We start from the raw sequence: 18546 nt of genomic DNA, 5'->3' as shown, positions 1-18546 counted from the left end.
TTAAAAATATGTAGAATAATATCATTTGAGAATAAAATATGAGGTGATATTATGGAAACATATAATGTATTAAATTTGATATTTAATGAAAAAGAATTAGAAGTGGATTCAAAAGTGAGCATTGATAAAGTAGCTCAAATATTAGAGGCAGGTATTATAAAGACAAGCGTATTTAATGAAGATGATAGTATACATTTAAAAGAATATAAGATTACATCTAGATTTTACAATTTAGATAATGATAGTATGAATTTGGTTATTGAAAGCACAGAAAATAAATTATAATAGAAAATCATAATAAATCGTGTATACTGCACTTATTATGTGGAAAGTAGAGTAGTTATTAAGTTAGCTACTCTTTTATTATGCTCAAAATTGATACTACTTAATTTGAGGCGGCTAACGGCTACTCGCCTTATAGCCGAAGGGATGGTGAAACAAACACAGAAATGTGGGAGTTGGTAGCGAAGTACATTAGTAACAATAGTAGATAGCTATTGTTAATTCAATATGTTTATTCATATTGAGGTTTTGTAAGATTCTTATTGTATAAGATTAAAACTACAATTTTATTCAGGCATATGATTTGTATGTACTGTTTCGTACGAAAAGAGAGAGAAATCTTTCTTTAGTATTTTAATTATTTTTGATACTTTTTATGAGTTGGCTTTGCAGAAGTTTAACTCACCTCCTTTTGTGCAAAATAAAGTATCTGAGTGAAGAAGGTTAGACAATACTAGCCTGCGTGAAAGCGTTAGACTACAAAATAGAGTTGAAAGTTATCTCTAGCACAAAAAACTTTCTTTATAAAATGCTTAAAAATGGCTTAAAACCGTATAGTAAATGAAAAATAAAACGATTATTTAAGGCTAGTAAGAAATTATAAATAAGATTAAAATAAAGCATTTAAATTTAGATAGTAAAAATATAGTTATAGAAAATTGTGATTATATTTATGCTATTTTTTATAGTGCATTATTTTAATAATTCTATATAAAACTCAATATTTAAACTATTTAATAATTATTAATATGCAGTTTTTACAGTTGTCCTGCAATACCAAAGACACTGTACATTCTTAAAGATATTAAATGAAAAAATAGGAGTGGTTAGAGAATGTTTGAAAAAGAGATTAAAATGTATTTAGAAAGTTTAGAAAAATTAAGATTAAAAAATAAATTTACACAAAAAAGTATAAAACACGGATATGACGCTTTAGAAAATAAGGATTTGCAACATAAATATGTGAAAAGCATAATTAAAGATTTAATGTTTAAACTTAAGGCCAGAAATAAAGCTTTAGGTGAAGTGCGTCAAGAAGTGGAAAAACTGAAAAAAGAGTTGAATTAAAATATATAGAAGTTTTGAGAAAGAGTGATATATGAATATAGATAAAAAATGGGTAAATAATTATAGAGAAGTCGATGGAAACTACATATATGTAATCGGAATTAAAAATGGAGCTGCACTGTATGTTGGAGAAACAACAGCATTAAAGACCAGGATACAGCAGCATCTAAATAATAATTTGTTGCTATTAAATGAAATCCTGAATAAAGATTATTACATAAAGGCATGTTATTTAAAATCGATAAGCGATCTTGAAAGAGGGTATTTAGAAAGTGTTGTTATTAAAAGACTTAATCCAAAACTTAATATACGCGGAGTAAATAGTAGTAGATTTAATTGGATAAGTGATAAAAGGAAGAATGAGTTAATAAAATTATTAGATTTGATTGAATGGGAAATAATTGGATAATACTTTATTCAGTTAAATTAATTTTAAAAACACTTTTAATGGTAAATCATTTATTAGTTATACTGTATTTTTAGAAGATTTAGAAAAAGTATAAGAGATAGTTTATGCTGTCTCTTTTTTAATCTGGAGGACTATAAATGAAAGTTAAGGAAATAATAAAAATATTAAATGCATTAGAACAAGATGCAGAAATAGGTTATCATTGCAGAGTTTTAAATGTTGATGAAATAAGAGATGTTGGAGGTGTAATTACATCAGACTATTTCAATGATAATGAATTTAAATATGTTATATTTTAAGACCAAATAGAGAGCTTGTACAAATAATACTGCACATGTTACAATTTATTCATAAAGTAAATTTATGAGGTGATTATGTGGATAATAAAAATTTAAATGTGTCTTGTGATTCAGATTTTTTTACAAGATTTCAATGTCCTTACTGTAATTCAGAATTTAAAATAGAAAATTCATTTTTTATAAATGAAGAAGTTGTATATAATATATGTTGTCCTTATTGTGGAATTACAAATAAGATTGAGGAATTCATGACAGAGGAAAATTTAAAAGAATTCCAAAGTGAATTAGAAAATATGGCTATAGAGGTTATTGAAGAGCTTTTTGAAAAGACATTAAATAATGCGTTCAAAGGAAGTAAATTTATAACATTTGAAAAAAAGAAAAATACGTTTAAAAAAAAGAAAGTAGATAAAGCAGTAACGCCTGATGATATGCATGAGATCAATATAAAATGTTGTGATATTAATATAAAAATAGACAGCTACAGAAAAGAAGCTTTTTGTATAAAGTGTGGTGAATCTAATGAATAGTTTAAGTATAGACAAAAAAGAGTTTAAGAAGATAGATTTAAGATTTAGAAGTCATATAAGTTCAATAATGATGTCAACATATGAAGAGTTTGAAAATAAATTAATAGAGTTCTTTGAGTTTATAGATAATAATGAACTAATTAGAAAATTTATAAATGAATATAATACAAAGGAATATGATATAAAAACAATATTAAGTGAGCGAGAAGTTTATTGCGCAGAGCTGTATGATATAGGAACTACAACAAGAGAAAAGGTATCATTTGTATATCAGTTATTAAAGTATGCTTTGTCGGATGAATATGAATCTAGTATAAATAATATATATACTTTTTATAGAGGAGAAACAAATTATAATTCAGCTACCAAAGCATTTAATAATCATGTTACAAGAGCGTTATTAGAAGAAATAAGGCTTTATATGGAAGAGTTGAGAATTGATATGGAGGAAGATGGAATATTGAAAATAGAGGTTAATGGAGATCAAAGTCAAGTTATTGTAGGAAAAGATAATTCGACAATACATGCAGTACAAGATAATAAGGTTATCGGAAAGGAAGATGTAGTAAATCTAGCAACTATGATTAAATCATTTATTAATGAAATCAAGAAAGAACCAAATATATCAAAAGAAATAAGAGAGGAAATAGAAGACTCGTTAGAATTAGCAAGAGAACAACTATTGTCAGATTCACCTAAAAAAGGACGAATTAAAAATGCGATTAGTTCATTGAGTGATATATTAACAATAACAAATTTAGGGATTGGAGTAATAGAAGCTGGAAAATCTATTATACAAGGATTACAAAGTTTTTTATATTGACAGACAAACAAATTGTAGAGAACAGTATAATAATAAAGAACAAACAAAATGTATTATATAATGATGTAAATAAATATTGGTTGTAGATTTAATAAAGAGAGAATAAATAATATAAATGAAGGTGCTAATGTACAAAATTTAGATAAGATAGTAAAATAATATGTTAAACATACAATATTGAATTAATTTATATCCTCCCCCCTCCCTATGCAGATAAATATGTAAGAAAACTTAAATTAAATTTTAAAATATAATTACATAATTTGTAAAATGTGATATAATAATATCATAGTTTTATGAAAGGGGTGCAATTATTATGGAGAAGTGTGGGAATGGAATTATAACAAGAGAAGAAGCTAATAAAATAGCAAATGAATATTGGGGGAATATACCGGATAATTATGTAGATGAATGGATGAAGGAAGTCGAAAAAAAGATTAAGAGACAAGCAGAAGTTGGAAGTTATTGCATATATAGATCAGTATTAATAGAAAAAACTGATTGTGTTAAACATCAATTAGAGTGTGCTGGGTATACAGTTGAAGTAAAAGAGCTCGATGACAAAGAAAATAATATTAAAATAAGTTTTAATTAAATTAGAAAAGATGAGTCTATCTATTGTAGGTAGGCTCTTTTTATATGTAAAAATATAAATTAGGGGGAATAGAAAATGGAAAAATTAGAAATGGAAATAGATTTATTGAAAACAGAGGTATATGAATTAAAAAAAATAGTGAAAGGAAATTTTAAAGACATACGTGATTTAAATGAGAGATTAAGTATTTCAGAGAACAAGTACAAAGATTTAGTATATGAATGTAGATAAGATAAGAGAACTAATAGCAACAGGTAAACTTATACAATTCTATAAGTGTAAAGCGTGGAGGCAACTGAGGCTTAAAGCAATAGAGAGGGATGATAATGAATGTCAGATGTGTAAGGCTTTAGGTAAAGTACATGAAGTTGATAATGTACATCACATAGAAGAAGTCAAGGATTTTCCAGAGCGGGCGTTAGATTTAAATAATTTAATTTGTTTATGTTATTATCACCACAATTTAGTTCATGAAAGAGGAATTAAATTAAATAACAAAGAGAAAAAAATTTTTGATGATGAGAAATGGTAGATTATAGCCCCCTATTGAAATATTTTGGTTAAAAGTAGGGGAACGAGAAGCGCGAGGGGAAGTCTGCAATTTGATTTTTTTATAAAATTTTAAAAAATAGTTATGGTGCAAATAACGGTGCTATATCAAAACAGGAGGTGAACTAAGTGAAAAATTATGAAGAAGCGTACAAAGATTATAGAAATAATATGTCATTAAAAGATATTGCAGAAAAATATAATGTAAAATTAAATACCGTAAATAGCTGGAGAAAAAGATATAGTTGGGTTGAAAAATTAAGACAAGAACCAACTTTGAGAGATGAAATAAAAAATAATTTATTAAGACAGCTCGAGGAAAATAATATATCAGGTAAGCATTTTATAGATTTGATTGAAGACTACATGAATTTCTTTGACATAAAAAACGAACTGCAGGAAGATATAAAACAAAGAGGTGCAATGACTTATTGGACAAGAGGAAGAGAAAGTGGCTGGAAGAAAAATGAGTCTTTAGATGCACTTAATAAGGTAAATACACAGATGCTTAAAATATTATCTGAGCTTAGATTGAAGCCTGTTGAAATAGCAGCTTCAATTGGAGATGATGATGATGAAATTTAATAAGTACATTGATAATTACATAGAAGCTGTTGAAAATGGAAGTGTAATAGTAAGTAAAGATATTAAAGCAGCTATTGAATTAATTAAGAAAAAGTTATCTCAGAAAGATGTCATTATTGATAGTAAAAAAATAGATTTAGCAATTGAAAAGATAGAAGAATATTTTCCATATAAGCTTTTCGATTGGCAAAAATTTATAATTGGATTAATACATTGTTATTACTCAGATAGTACTTTAATTTGGAATCAGTTCTTTATAATGATGGGCAGAGGTGGAGGTAAAAATGGATTTATCTCAGCTTTGATTTGGTATTTAACTACTAGCTTTCATGGAATTGAGGAGTATCATATTGATATAGTTGCAAATGGAGAAGATCAAGCAACTATGAGTTTCAATGATGTTTACAATGTTATTGACAATGATAAAAAATTACAAAAAGCATTTAAATATAATAAAGTTGAAATTCAATTTAAGAAAACAAAAAGCAAGATAAATTATAATACTTCTAATGCGAAAACTAAAGATAGTAAAAGAACAGGGTGTGTAATATTTGATGAAGTACATCAATATGAAAATTATAATCAAATAAAAGTTTTTAGAAGTGGATTAGGTAAGAAAAAACATTGTAGAACTTTTTACATAACAACAAATGGAAATGTTAGAGGGGCTGTATTAGATGATTATTTAAATACATCTAAAGAAATTTTGGAAGGGAAAAAGAAAAAATCTAAAATGTTACCTCTAATTTATAGGCTTGATAGCAAAGATGAAGTTAATGATAAAAAAAACTGGCAAAAAGCTAATCCTTCTCTGAAATATTTCAAGGATTTAATGATTGAAATGGAGCAGGAATATGAGGACATGAAGGACAATAGAGAAATCTACATGGAATTTATGACTAAAAGAATGAATATTCCATCACAAGACAGCATGATGGAGGTGGCAACTTGGGATAAAATACTTGCTACAAATAAAGAAATACCTGATTTATCTGGATGGAGTTGTATTGGTGGTGTGGATTATAGTAGTGTCAAAGATTTTACATCTGTTGGATTACTCTTTAGAGATGGAGATAAGTTTTATTGGATACATCACACTTTTATTTGTCACTTGGCTTTGCAAGTTAAAAATAGAGAGTTTAAATTTCCGATAAAAGATATGGTAAAAAAAGGACTAGCTACAATAATATATGAAGACTGCATAGATGGTAAGTATGTAGCAGAATGGTTTAAAGAGCAATCTAAAAAGTATAATATTGTTGAAGTTTATGCAGACGATTATAGAAAGGCGGTTCTTAATTCTTCATTTAAAGAAGTTGGAATAGAAATAAAAAAAGTAAGAAGTGGATATATAACACATAGTAGAGTATTTCCGTTAATGGAGTCATTATTTCAAAATGAAAAGATTATTTGGGGAGATGATCCGATGATGAGATGGTATACAAACAATGTATATGTAGAAACTGATAAAAAGGGGAATAAGTCATTCTTAAAGAAAGAGCCAATTCTGAGAAAAACAGATGGCTTTTTTGCATTTATACATGCTTTATCTGAAGAAGATAGAATACCAACTCAAACTAAACCAGTATTTTTTAGTTGCTATAGCTATTAGCTAAAGGAGGTGAGAAAAATAGGAATAAAAATGTTTATTAAAGATCTCTTTGGAAAGGAAATTGAATTTAGTAAAGAAATGGAAGGAGAGAAGAATGCAACTATATTTGGAAAAGAGGCATTGCTAGAACAATATTACAAAGAGTTCGCAGTAGAAAGCTGTATAAGTATTATTGCTAATGCTTTATCTTTAGCAGATTTTCAAACCTACATGAATTTTAAAAAGGTTAAGTTAGATAATTATTATTTGCTTAATGTAGAGCCTAATGTAAATCAAAATGCTAAAGAATTTTGGCACAAAGTTATAAGTAATTTGTACTATAAAAACGAATGTTTAATAATACAAGAGCAAAAACAATTTTACGTTGCAGATGGCTTTAGTAGAGAGGAACAGGGACTTAAAGAAGATTTATATAAAGAAGTCTGGATTGGAGAATATAATTTTACAAGAACTTTTAAAGAAAGTGAAGTGATGTACTTAAAGCTTAATAACACAGATATTAAAAAGTTGATAGATGGCTTATATACAAATTACGGTCAATTACTAACGAGTGGAATTAAGAACTATAAACGATCTAATGGAATGAAAGGTTTTGTAGAAATAGATACTTCTTTAGCACAAACGGAAGAAGCAAAGAAACAATTACAAGATTTGATGGAAAATCAGTTCTCAACTTGGTTCAAAAATGATGATGCTATATTACCACTTTCTAAAGGTTTTACTTATAAAGACAGTACTCCAAATAATGGTAGTGCGACTAAGGCTACAACTAGAGATATAAGAGCTATAGTAGACGATATAATTGAGTTTACATGTGCTGCTTTTCATGTACCTTCAGCGATGGTAAAAGGTAACATGGTAGGTGTTACAGAGCAAACAGATAATTTCTTAGCCTTTTGTATAAATCCACTTGCAAAGCTTATTGAAAGTGAAATTAACAGAAAAATGTATAAAAAATCAGGATTTTCGCAAGGAAGCTATGTAAAGATAGATACTCTTAGAATTAAGAATATTGACTTACAAAAGATGGCTAATGCAGGAGACCTATTGTTTAGAATTGGGGTTAACTCTATAAATGACAATCTTGAAATGCTGGGCAAGGAGAAACTTGATGCAGATTATGCAGATGAACACTATGTAACTAAGAATTATCAAAGTGTTTTAGATATTAACAATACTAAGAAGGGAGGTGAGATTGATGGAGAAAAGAACGGTCAATCTTAAAATTGAAAATAAAGTTGAAGATAGAAAACTACAAGGGTATGCAAGTGTATTCAGTGAAGAATATACAAAGATAGCAGATATGTGGGGAGATACTTTTAATGAGAGAATCGTGAGCGGTGCTTTTAAAGATACTTTAGAGCAAAAAGCTGACGATATTTTTATGCTTGTAAACCACAATTGGGATAAAGTTGTTGGAAGAAGCGGAAGTAATTTAAAACTTACAGAAGATGAACATGGACTAAGATTTGAATTGCAAGTTCCAAATACTGTTGATGGAAACGACCTTTTAGAAAATGTAAGATTAGGTCTTATCAGAGGATGTAGCTTTGGGTTTAATGTTATAGATTCGGAGACTAGATGGCTTGAAGATGAGTTTTATAGAGATATTACAAAAGTAGATTTATTTGAAATAACTGCAACTGCTATACCTGCATATTCAAACACTGAAATAGCGTGTAGAAGTGATTTATCTTTAAAAGATATTAAACCAAAAACAGAAGAAAAAACTACTGTTGTTAAAGAGCAAGTTGAGGTTAAAACAGTTGTAGAAAATAGAAATAAAAAAATGTTAAAAAATTTATTGAAAAATATTGTGAAAATTGAAAGTGAGGAAAAATAATTATGGAAAATTTAGATGTTAAAAATATGGAATTAAGAGCAAAAATAACTGAAGCTGTGAAGTCAGAAGACGAAGGAGCTTTAGGGGAAGCATTTGTTGCAATGGCAAATGAAATACAACAAAAAGTAATTTCAGAAGCTAGATCAATGGCAAGCAACGAAGTAAATGACAGAATGATAATGGGGCAAAGAGGTCAGTCTGTTTTAACAGCAGAAGAAAGATCTTATTATAAAGAAGTAAAAGAAAAAAGAGGATTAACAGGATTAGATGTTACTATGCCAAAAAGTATTTTTAACAGAGTATTTGAATACTTAGTTGCAGAACATCCTTTATTATCTAAAGTAGATATTATAAATGCCGAAGCTGTACAAGAATGGATTTTAAGAACTAGTGAATGCACTGGAGCAGCGTGGGGTAAATTAAACTCTGCGATCGTACAAGAATTAGAACATGGATTCAAGTCTGTGCAAACAGATACGTACAAATTAAGCGCATTTATACCTGTAGCAAAAGATATGTTGGACTTAGGAGCTGAATGGTTAGATAAATATATTAGAGCTGTACTAGCAGAGTCTATTGCAATAGCTTTAGAAGAAGCAATTTTAGTTGGATCAGGAAAAGACCAACCAATAGGAATGACAAAGAATTTAGATGGAGCTGTAACAGGTGGTGTTTATAGCGATAAAGATACAATAGCATTAAAAGACTTTTCACCTTCAGAACTAGGAAAAATGATGGCTCAATTAACTAAAAATGGTAAGAGAAGTATAGGAACAGTTACATTAATAGTAAATCCAAAAGACTATTGGGAAATTATATTCCCAGCAACTGCTGTACTTACTCAAAACGGAACATATGCTCATGGAGTATTACCGATAAATGCTGATATAGTACAATCTGTATCTTGTCCAACTGGAAAGATGGTTGCCGGAATTGCTAAAGATTACAAAATAATGCTAGGAAGTAAAGATTCTATAAAATTTAGCGATGAATATAAGTTCTTAGAAGATCAAAGAGTTTACGCTACAAAAATGCATGCTAATGGATTTGCAATAGATAATGATGCATTTATTGTTTATACATTACCAACTTTAGCAGTTGCAAAATCTAAAAAAATAGGATAGGTACATAAAAATGAACTTGGAGGAATTAAAATCTTATCTTAACATAACTTGGGCAGAAGAGGACTTATTCCTCCAAGCCCTTATGGAGGAAGGAATTGCTTTTTTAGAAGAAATAGCTGGAATAGCTCTAGATTTTACAAAAAATACTAATAAAAGTTTACTTAAAGATTATTGTAGGTATGCTTATAATAAGCAAATAGAATACTTTGAAGAGAACTTTGCTAGTAAATTATTAAGATTACAAATAAAAAGTGCATTGAAATAGGTGATTATATGAAAAAACTAAGAGTTGATACATATAATGACGGAGTTTGCTATCTAATTGAAAATAAAGCGTTTTATGATGAGAGTGGGAATGCAGTAAGGAAAGAACTTATACAAAAATCATTTTTTTATTTTGGAAATAGTAGAATTAGAGAAGAAGATAGAGTTAATCTAGCAGAAGGAAATAAGGAAACGTTAAAGATAAAAATAAGAAGAAATAATATTATAAATAGTAATTGTTTAATAAGACTGAATGAAAAAGTTTATAATATTAAAGCATTAGATAAAAACAATAGAAACTTATATCTATACTTAGAAGACTGGATAGATGAGATGGATAAAATAGTGGAATTCTATACAGTTGAAGTAAGTAATAGCGCTTTGCAAGATGATAGAGAAATTTTGTATAAGAAAGTTTTTGCAAATGTATCTGTTGTAGATAAAGTGAAAAAGGAAATAATTATTAAAACTAATTATAGCACTACATTTAATACAGACTTAAAAATTAAATTTGGTGGACATACATATAAGATAATTTCTATAGAAGATATAGACTTAAAGCACGAAATATGTGTAATCAATGGGGTTGAGATATAAATGGGAATGGAATTTAATTTTAACAATCTTGAAGCGAAATTGGATGAAATGGCTAAGAAGGTAGGGAATGAAATATTAGATACTGCACTAGATGCTGGCGTTCAAGTTTTTGAAGAAAGAATGGAAGCTAATGTTCCTATTGATACTTCTGAATTAAAAGGTAATTTAGGCGAAATTAAGAAAACTGGTTCAGGGACAGGTAGAAAAAGTATTTTGGGAATAAAGAGTAATGACAGGGATATTATTGCGAGAGGATATTATCAAGAATACGGAACAGAGCGAATGTCAGGAAAACATTGGATGAAAAAGTCATTCGATGAAGCCAAGACAAAGGCAAATGAAAAAATAATAGAGGTATTGAGGGAGGCGTTAAAATGATACATTTAATTGAAGAACTTGAACTACTATTAAAAAAATTGAATATTGAATTTGAAATGCAGAAATATAATGGGGATAGTGATGAATATGTAATATTTGATATTTACAATGAGAAAGATACTGATTATTGTAACATAGGTAATCTAACTACTACATATTATATAACTTTGAACTACTGGCACAAGAATAAATCTTGCAGAACAAAATATGACACTATTAAGAAGCTATTTAAATGTAATGGCTTCTTTTTTTATAGTGCAAAAACATTAAAATCGGACAATATGTTCGGTAAAAACTTTATATTTATAAAAAAAATAATTAATGGAAGTGAGGAAATTTAAGATGAAAAGAATTTTAGGCGGAATTGGTAGAATTGCTTTTGCACCGTTAACACAAAATGGAACATATGAAACACCAGTTGAAATTGAATTTTCTAAAAAAATAGAAATGGAATTAAAGTATGAAACTGAAGAATTATGGGGTGGAAGTAGAGTAATTTACAGAAACAACAGCTTCGGAGGCGGAGAAGGAGAGTTAACAGTACATGCACTAACTAAAGATGAGCAATCTTTACTATTTGGACAACAAAAAGTAAAAGGTGGCTTAGTTATTAAAGATACAGATGTAGCTCCAATCGGTGCTTTTATCTTTGAATGGGCTTATAGAGGTTCTAATGATAAGAGATTATATGTTGTATATAATTGTCAATGTAAACCTTGTCCAATAGCAGCTGAGACTGTAGAAGAAGGTAAGACACCAGAAGCACTTTCTGAAATAGAATTTAGTGTAGGTTCTGATAGAACAGGATTGATTGCATTAAGTGTAGATACTTTTGATGAAACAATAGATAGAGAAACCATAGATGCATGGTTTGAAAAAGTACAGATGCCAGAAGCATTACCAACAAAAAGCAAATAAATACATACGGGGAGAGTACATAGTTATTATGTATTCTCCTTATTTTTTACATTATAGGAGGTAAGTATGAATGTATAAAGCAAAAATAAAACTAAATGGAAAAGAATATAAGGGAACTTTAACATTTGCAACTATAAAAGAGATACAAGAAGTATTAGAAACAGACTTTGAAAAGAAATTGACAGTAACACAGATATTTGAAGCACTTGAAAAGAAAGATTTAATAGTTATAAGTACATTTATACTTGCAACTTTAAAAGAATTAAATAAGGAAAAAGAAAATGAAATTGTCAGGGACTTTGCAGAAGATGGACAGGATAGCTTAGAGGAACTAGAAAATAAATTTAAAAAAATGATAACTTATGTAAATGATATTTTTAAAAAGTGTATGCCATTAAATAGTAAAAAAGAAGTGAATAAAAGGCAATTTGTAAGTTTAAATGAAGAAAGTGGCGATTGGGAATATGATAACTTGGAATTTCTTTGGAATAGTATTTTAAAGAGAAATAATAATTTTTTAGATATAACTCCAAAGAATTTTTTTGAACAAGTTAATGTTTATAAGAAAGCAAATAAAATACAAGATGAAGAAGTAGTAATTGGATAGGAGGTACATAAATGGCTGATACAATAGAAAAATTGCAGGTAGAACTGGCATTAGAAAGTAAAAACTTTACTAAGCAGATTTCAGGGATAAATAAAGCTATAAAAGAATGTGAAAGACAGTTTAATTCAGCAAAAAAGGAAATTCAGAATTACGAAAAAACGTATACTGGATTAGATAATAAAATACAGAAAACGGCAAAACAGATAGATTTATATAACACTAAATTAGAAAAACAAAAAGCAAAATATAAGGATTTAGAAGAAACTTTAACAAAGCAAAAAACTAAGTTAGATCAGATTGAAAATACACTAGGAAAAGGTTCAGATGAGTGGCAAAAACAAGCTACGTTAGTACAGAAAAATGCAGAAAAATTAAATAAATTAGGTGGAGATATAACACAAACAAAAACTAAATTGAATAGTTTAGAAGGTGAACTAAAACAAAGTCAGGATGCTTTTGTAAAATTAGGAGTAAAAACAAAGACTTTAGATGAAGAGTTAGGAGATATAGATCAGCAATTATCATTAACAAAATCTGAATTTAATTTACTTAAAAGCACGCTAAATGAAAATGGAAATACATTTAGGCAGTTATCTATAAAGATGAAAGAAACAAGCAGTGAATTGAATGCAAGTATGCAAAAAGTTAACGCTTATGAAGCTGAGATAAAGCAATTAGATGCAACTCTAACAAAGAATAAGCAACAACATAATAAGCTTGAAACTGAGATAAAACAGACCGTACAAGCATTACAGACTGCACAAATTGAATTTGGAGAAAATAGTAATGAAGCGCAGCAATTAAGGGCTAAATTATTAACTCTAAAAGATAGTTATAATATCCTTGAAACAGAAATAAGTCAAGGTGAAAATCAGCTTAATAAATATCAGACTGAATTAAATGAAACACAGGCAAATGTAAATAGATTAAGTAGAGAATTAAGACAAATGCCTTTTAACGAAATAGGTAATAATCTAAAAAATGTTGGTGGAAAATTAAAATCAGTTGGAAGTACGTTAACTTCTAATGTTACAATGCCTTCTACTGCAGCTGGATTAGCAGCTGGTAAGATGGCTCATGATTATGAGCAAGGGTTAGCTAAAGTTGGTTCTTTAGTTGAAAAATCAGGTAGTGAAATGAAAGAATATGATTCAATTATAAAGAAAATGTCAAAAACTACTGGAGTATCATTAAGTGAACTAGCGGAATCTATGTATCAAGGTATTTCGGCAGGTGGAGATTTAAATAATATTTTTAAATTAACTGAAGTAGCAAGTAAAACAGCAATAGCAGGTTTTACTCAAACTGATACTGCTATAGATGGATTAACATCTACAATGAATGCATTTGGAATTAAATATGATGAAGTTGATAAAGTAGCTAATAAATTCTTATTAACTCAAAATAAAGGTAAAACATCAGTTGATGAATTGGCTAGTAGCATAGGAAAAGTTGCTCCAACTGCTAATGCAGCGGGAGTTGGGGTAAATGAACTTTTAGCTGCAACAGCAGGATTAACAATGAATGGTATTGCTACAAGTGAAGCTATGACAGCTACAAAGGCTGCTCTTAGTAATATTATAAAACCAAGTACTGAAGCGCAAAAATTAGCTAAAAAATTAGGAATAGAATTTAGTGTTCAAGGACTAAAAGCAAAAGGATTAAGTGGATTTTTAGAAGACTTAAAGAAAAAAACTGGCGGGAATATAGAAACCATGGGTAAATTATTTGGTTCAACTGAAGCACTAAATGCAATGCTTATTTTGACTGGTGAAGGTGGAGAAACTTTTAATAATGTATTAAAGGATTTAAATGGAGATTTAAATCTAGTTAATTCAGCGTTTGAAAATATGACTTCCGGCCCTGGAGCAAAAATGCAAATGTCATTCAATAATCTTAAAATAGCTCTTGTTGAATTAGGAGAAGTATTAGCACCAACGATTGAGTTTTTAGCAGAAAAAATACAGCAACTAGCAGAGTGGTTCAGCGGATTAGATGAAAGTACAAAACAAAATATTGTAACTTTGGGAGCATTAGCAGCAGTAATGGGGCCGATACTTTCAATAGCAGGAAATTTATTCACTGTAGGTGGAAGTGTTGTTGGAATGTTTGGAAAATTAGCAGGAAGCACAGCAACAGCAAGTGGGGCAATGGCAGGAGCAAGTGGAGCTACTGGAGGATTAACAGGAGCATTAGGATTTTTAGCAAGTCCAGCTGGGATTGGATTAGCTATAGGGGCATTAGCTTTATTGATTACTAAAGTTGGAGATTCAGAAAGTACAATATTGGCATTGCAAGAGAAATTTGGAGGATTAGGAACTGTAATAGGTGCAGTATGTGAATTTATATCAGGTGTAGTTCAACTTACTTTTGGGAATATGATTATCATGATTCAAGGTGGAGTTGATACAATAGCAGCGATTTTAGACGGCCCAGGAGGACAAACTATTAGCGATGCACAAGAAAGAATGCATAACAGACTAATTCTTAATAATGAAGAAGCATGGTCTAAAATGACAATAAGTACTACTACAGGAATGTCCCAAATGCGTGAAATGACCATAGAAGAATTGAATCAGTTAAATCTAGCAACAGATGAATTAATGAGTCAAATTCCATTGATCGCTGATGGAAATTATGCACAGGCAAGTATAAAAGTAGCTGGACAATTGCAAGGGTTAAGTGAAACTCAGTTAAATACATTAGCGAGTATGAATGACACTACTAAGGCAATGTTCCAAGGTATAAATGAAAGTATGACTGTTGAAGAAAAGGCAAGGCAAATTGAAGTGAATCTTAATCAAATGCAGAAGGCTGGAAAATTGAATGTAGATACACTTAATAAAAATGTTAAGTCAGCAATGGATACTTTCACAAAACAAATAGATGTAAATACAAAAAATGCTGCAAACAAAGTCGATGCAAACACTAAGGATTTAAGTAATAAAATAGATGCAAATACTAAAAATGCAGGTAGCAAAACTAATACTAATACACAAAACATTACTAAAGACATAGATAAGAATACTAAAGAAGCTAGTAAAATTGCAGATACAAATACTAAAAATATGGCTAAAGAAGTAGATAAAAATTCTAAAGAGGCGGCAGATAAGGCAACTAAAAATGCCAACACAATGAAAACAAATGTAACTAGCTCAACTTCGAGCATGGCTGATATTGCAATTAGAGATTGGAACAGGATTAGAACAGAGTATAGTAGAGCTATAACAGGAAAAGTTAATGTAACTAAAACAACTACAAATGTTGTTAAAAGTGTCCCACAGAACGAGACTAGAATGTTTGATATTTTTGGAATGAGATCTTTACCTTCTGTAGATTTAGAAAATTATCAACTTAAAGGTAGCTATTATAGTAGTGTAAGTAAGGCTAGTAGCAGTATAACAAATAATAATGTAAATATTAATATGAGTGGCGTTGAAAGTCTATTGAAAAAGTTAATAAAAGAAGTACAAAGTTACTTTGTAAAAGATGATAAACAGGATATACATATAAAAAATATCATAACTGTAAATGGTAGCGTTAATCAGCAGCACTCAAGAAATATAGCTAAAAGTTTAAGTAAAGAAATAGAGGGTGAAATGAAAAGATTAGGGATAAATAGAAGAATGAGATAGGAGGAGAGCAATGAAGAATTTAGAGCCTAGAACTGATTTTAATTTTAATAATAGATGGCTTAGTGAATTTGGTGCAATTTTATATAGTGAAAATAAAAAAGAAACTATAAAGATATTATCAGAAAGTATACACAAAGTACGAGATGTAGGAGATAAAAGATATTATACAGGTAAAGTGTTAGAACCAAAAATTGAGACATTAAATATATTTTTTAAAGAAGAAATCGATACAGATGAGCTTATCAATTGGTTAGATACGGCTGAACCGAAACCTTTTTATTATGACGATAATACTGAAAGACAGTTAATGTGCATTTTAAATACAGATATAAAACTAGAAGTTGCTTATAAACCAAAATTTAGAGGAAAATTACAAATAGAAATGATTGCATATGAACCTTATTGGACTGAAACAAATCCTAGAAGTTTAGAAATAGAGAATCCAGAGTTAGGTAGAGAATATAGGTTTTATTATGACGGAACAACAGACGGTTATCCAACAATCTTTTTGGAATGTAATGGAACACAAGAGAATGTAACACTAAGATTAAGTGATAAAGAGTTTAGAATTAAAAGTTTTACTAATAATATAACTATTCAAATGAGGAATGGAATTATAACGAGCTTGAATAACGGAATTGAGGAGAACAAATATGCAAACTACGAGTGTCTAAATGGATGGCATGTAAGAGAAATGATTAAATTTAAACCATTGACAAATAATATTTTAACAGTTATAAACGGTGATTTAACAAAAATACATTTAAACTATAATACTAAGTGGAAGTAATTTAAAGTAGTTAATTTAAGTTTATAAGAATAAACGATAGAACAGAGGATATATAGCTGAGGAATGTAAATTAATTTAAAAAAAGAGAAAGATAAAGTAATAAGTGAGAAATTTGAATTACAAGATAAGGCTATTGTAATTTTAAAAACTAAATATACATAGCAAGAATTGAGAGTTTTTTTATTGGAATTAGCATTAAATAAGAAAAGCGATTATTTAATAAAACTATAGATAGTTTTAATATTGTAGTTAAAGAATTTGCACATACAAATAAAGATGTTGCAGAAATAAAAAAAAGAAAGAGAATACATAAAAGAAAAAGTCAAATGGGATTTTTTAGAGGATAGTTATTAAGTTAGCTATCCTCATTTTTTTACTTAAATAAAATAATCGTAAATGAAAGGATTAATATAAAATGAAAAATACATATATCATAAAAGAAAATAAAGCAAAATTAATAATTTATAGTAACAAGTATGGAATTATAGAAGTAATAATAGATGCGGACGATATAAACAAAATGAAAGATATTAAATGGCATTATCAAAAGAATAAAGAGAGTGCTTATATATGTGGTAGAATAAATGGAAAATTAGTTAGATTACATAGATACTTACTAGATGTTACTGATAGTAGTGTAATAATAGATCATATAGATAGGAACACACTAAATAATTGCAAATCTAATTTAAGATTAGCGACTTATCAAGAAAATAGTTTTAATAAAAGTATAAGATGTGATAACAAAAGTGGATACTCAGGAGTAAGATTTTTAAAGACAACTGGTAAATGGGTGGCGAGAATAAAGTTGAATAAAAGATTGGTTCATTTAGGGTATTTTTATGATAAAAAAGAAGCGATATTAAATAGACAGATTGCTGAAGAAAAATTATTTAAAGAGTTTTCTACAGTGAATAAATATATTACTGATGATATAAAACTTATTGAAAAAGCATGGATGAATTTAGAAAAAAGGTTGCAAGGAATAATTTAAAAAAATTAAATAATATTGATATAATTTTGAGTATAGTATATAATAATAGCAATAAATAAAAATTACGTGAACCTATAAAAGAATAGAAAAAAATACAAAAATATATTAAACAAATTTATTGATGAAAAAACACTCTTAAGTCTTGAAATTAGAGGCTAGATGCAATAAATAAACTATTTGGATACACAATTCATAATGATAAAGGTAAGCCAACAAACTCAGAATTTATAGCAATTATTGCTGATAAATTAAGACTTAAAAATAAAGTTAGTTAGAGTATAAGATATTGAAAGTAAATAGATTAAAACGATATTAATATCAATTTCTAATTCTTATGGAAATAAATATATAAATATAATGTTTAAAACACCTCCAAAGTTTGGAAATGATTGGAGGTGTTTTTTGTACTTAAAATAAAGAGATTAAGAAAAATATAATAATAGAAATATGATGTTAGAATATAAGTAAATTGAATATTATAAAGAATAATTTATTAAAACAACATATAAATTAGATTATAGATATTTATTTTTATAAATATTATTTTGTTTATTCACAAGAAAGAAAACAAGGAAAAAGTTTATATTTAAAAATACAGAAAAGATCATGGAATATAAAGTTTAAATTTAAGAATAGAATCTAAT

General features: G+C 28.3%; 23 protein-coding genes and 1 pseudogene. All 24 read left to right on the top strand.

All coding sequences use genetic code 11. The features are described 5' to 3' along the window. Positions 1–51: 51 nt before the first annotated feature. Entirely contained in the window at positions 52–285 is a 234-nt protein-coding gene (locus CLTHE_RS07060) for a hypothetical protein (protein WP_080022626.1), read from the top strand. Between the two features lie 831 nt (positions 286–1116). Beyond that, positions 1117–1350, top strand: a complete 234-nt coding sequence (locus tag CLTHE_RS07055; protein ID WP_080022625.1) for a hypothetical protein — start codon at positions 1117–1119, stop codon at positions 1348–1350. Between the two features lie 31 nt (positions 1351–1381). Then, entirely contained in the window at positions 1382–1759 is a 378-nt protein-coding gene (locus CLTHE_RS07050; RefSeq protein ID WP_080022624.1) for a GIY-YIG nuclease family protein, read from the top strand. A 137-nt stretch (positions 1760–1896) separates the two neighbouring features. Next, positions 1897–2058 (top strand): hypothetical protein, encoded by a 162-nt coding sequence (locus CLTHE_RS16690; RefSeq protein ID WP_158082683.1) that lies wholly within the window; start codon positions 1897–1899, stop codon positions 2056–2058. A 77-nt stretch (positions 2059–2135) separates the two neighbouring features. Beyond that, a complete protein-coding gene (locus CLTHE_RS07045) occupies positions 2136–2588 on the top strand; it encodes a hypothetical protein (RefSeq protein WP_080022623.1) in 453 nt (150 codons plus the stop codon). Continuing rightward, positions 2581–3411 (top strand): hypothetical protein, encoded by an 831-nt coding sequence (locus CLTHE_RS07040; protein ID WP_080022622.1) that lies wholly within the window; start codon positions 2581–2583, stop codon positions 3409–3411. Before CLTHE_RS07045 ends, CLTHE_RS07040 begins: the two co-directional genes overlap by 8 nt. Positions 3412–3727: 316 nt before the next feature. Beyond that, on the top strand, positions 3728–4006 hold the full coding sequence (locus CLTHE_RS07035; protein ID WP_080022621.1) for a hypothetical protein: 279 nt from the start codon (positions 3728–3730) through the stop codon (positions 4004–4006). Between the two features lie 75 nt (positions 4007–4081). Next, positions 4082–4237 carry a hypothetical protein gene (locus tag CLTHE_RS16685; RefSeq protein ID WP_158082682.1) on the top strand — a complete coding sequence of 52 codons (156 nt, stop codon included), beginning with the start codon at positions 4082–4084 and terminating at the stop codon, positions 4235–4237. Beyond that, a complete protein-coding gene (locus tag CLTHE_RS07030; RefSeq protein WP_080022620.1) occupies positions 4224–4538 on the top strand; it encodes an HNH endonuclease in 315 nt (104 codons plus the stop codon). The genes CLTHE_RS16685 and CLTHE_RS07030 overlap by 14 nt, the downstream gene beginning before the upstream one ends. Before the next feature lie 146 nt (positions 4539–4684). Continuing rightward, positions 4685–5140 (top strand): P27 family phage terminase small subunit, encoded by a 456-nt coding sequence (locus CLTHE_RS07025; protein ID WP_242945623.1) that lies wholly within the window; start codon positions 4685–4687, stop codon positions 5138–5140. Beyond that, complete coding sequence (locus tag CLTHE_RS07020) at positions 5130–6752, top strand: terminase TerL endonuclease subunit (RefSeq protein ID WP_080022619.1); 1623 nt, start codon at positions 5130–5132, stop codon at positions 6750–6752. The genes CLTHE_RS07025 and CLTHE_RS07020 overlap by 11 nt, the downstream gene beginning before the upstream one ends. Before the next feature lie 30 nt (positions 6753–6782). After that, a complete protein-coding gene (locus CLTHE_RS07015; RefSeq protein WP_080022618.1) occupies positions 6783–7976 on the top strand; it encodes a phage portal protein in 1194 nt (397 codons plus the stop codon). Next, entirely contained in the window at positions 7951–8595 is a 645-nt protein-coding gene (locus CLTHE_RS07010) for an HK97 family phage prohead protease (protein ID WP_080022617.1), read from the top strand. The genes CLTHE_RS07015 and CLTHE_RS07010 overlap by 26 nt, the downstream gene beginning before the upstream one ends. Before the next feature lie 2 nt (positions 8596–8597). Then, the gene (locus CLTHE_RS07005; RefSeq protein ID WP_207748067.1) at positions 8598–9719 is read left to right on the top strand and encodes a phage major capsid protein; all 1122 of its coding nucleotides are present in this window, start codon (positions 8598–8600) and stop codon (positions 9717–9719) included. A 10-nt stretch (positions 9720–9729) separates the two neighbouring features. Next, the gene (locus CLTHE_RS07000; protein WP_080022615.1) at positions 9730–9984 is read left to right on the top strand and encodes a hypothetical protein; all 255 of its coding nucleotides are present in this window, start codon (positions 9730–9732) and stop codon (positions 9982–9984) included. Positions 9985–9992: 8 nt separating this feature from the next. After that, on the top strand, positions 9993–10580 hold the full coding sequence (locus CLTHE_RS06995; protein WP_080022614.1) for a head-tail adaptor protein: 588 nt from the start codon (positions 9993–9995) through the stop codon (positions 10578–10580). Further along, a complete protein-coding gene (locus CLTHE_RS06990) occupies positions 10581–10958 on the top strand; it encodes an HK97-gp10 family putative phage morphogenesis protein (RefSeq protein WP_080022613.1) in 378 nt (125 codons plus the stop codon). Continuing rightward, complete coding sequence (locus CLTHE_RS06985) at positions 10955–11299, top strand: hypothetical protein (protein WP_080022612.1); 345 nt, start codon at positions 10955–10957, stop codon at positions 11297–11299. The genes CLTHE_RS06990 and CLTHE_RS06985 overlap by 4 nt, the downstream gene beginning before the upstream one ends. A gap of 1 nt (position 11300) precedes the next feature. Beyond that, the gene (locus CLTHE_RS06980; RefSeq protein WP_158082681.1) at positions 11301–11876 is read left to right on the top strand and encodes a major tail protein; all 576 of its coding nucleotides are present in this window, start codon (positions 11301–11303) and stop codon (positions 11874–11876) included. Between the two features lie 70 nt (positions 11877–11946). Next, positions 11947–12483, top strand: coding sequence for a hypothetical protein (locus CLTHE_RS06975; protein ID WP_080022610.1), 537 nt, complete (start codon positions 11947–11949; stop codon positions 12481–12483). A gap of 11 nt (positions 12484–12494) precedes the next feature. Next, positions 12495–16118 (top strand): phage tail tape measure protein, encoded by a 3624-nt coding sequence (locus CLTHE_RS06970; RefSeq protein ID WP_080022609.1) that lies wholly within the window; start codon positions 12495–12497, stop codon positions 16116–16118. Between the two features lie 10 nt (positions 16119–16128). Beyond that, positions 16129–16908: a phage tail family protein gene (locus CLTHE_RS06965; protein WP_080022608.1), complete on the top strand. Its 780-nt coding sequence runs from the start codon at positions 16129–16131 to the stop codon at positions 16906–16908. Positions 16909–17323: 415 nt separating this feature from the next. Next, entirely contained in the window at positions 17324–17902 is a 579-nt protein-coding gene (locus tag CLTHE_RS06960) for an HNH endonuclease (protein ID WP_080022607.1), read from the top strand. Positions 17903–18054: 152 nt separating this feature from the next. Continuing rightward, a pseudogene (locus CLTHE_RS16515) lies at positions 18055–18177 on the top strand (sporulation initiation factor Spo0A C-terminal domain-containing protein); the annotation flags it as partial. Between the last annotated feature and the right edge of the window lie 369 nt (positions 18178–18546).

Origin of the sequence: Clostridium thermobutyricum DSM 4928 (assembly GCF_002050515.1) — a bacterium.
Classification (GTDB): Bacteria; Bacillota; Clostridia; order Clostridiales; family Clostridiaceae; genus Clostridium; species Clostridium thermobutyricum.
This window is presented reverse-complemented; position numbering and strand designations above follow the sequence as displayed.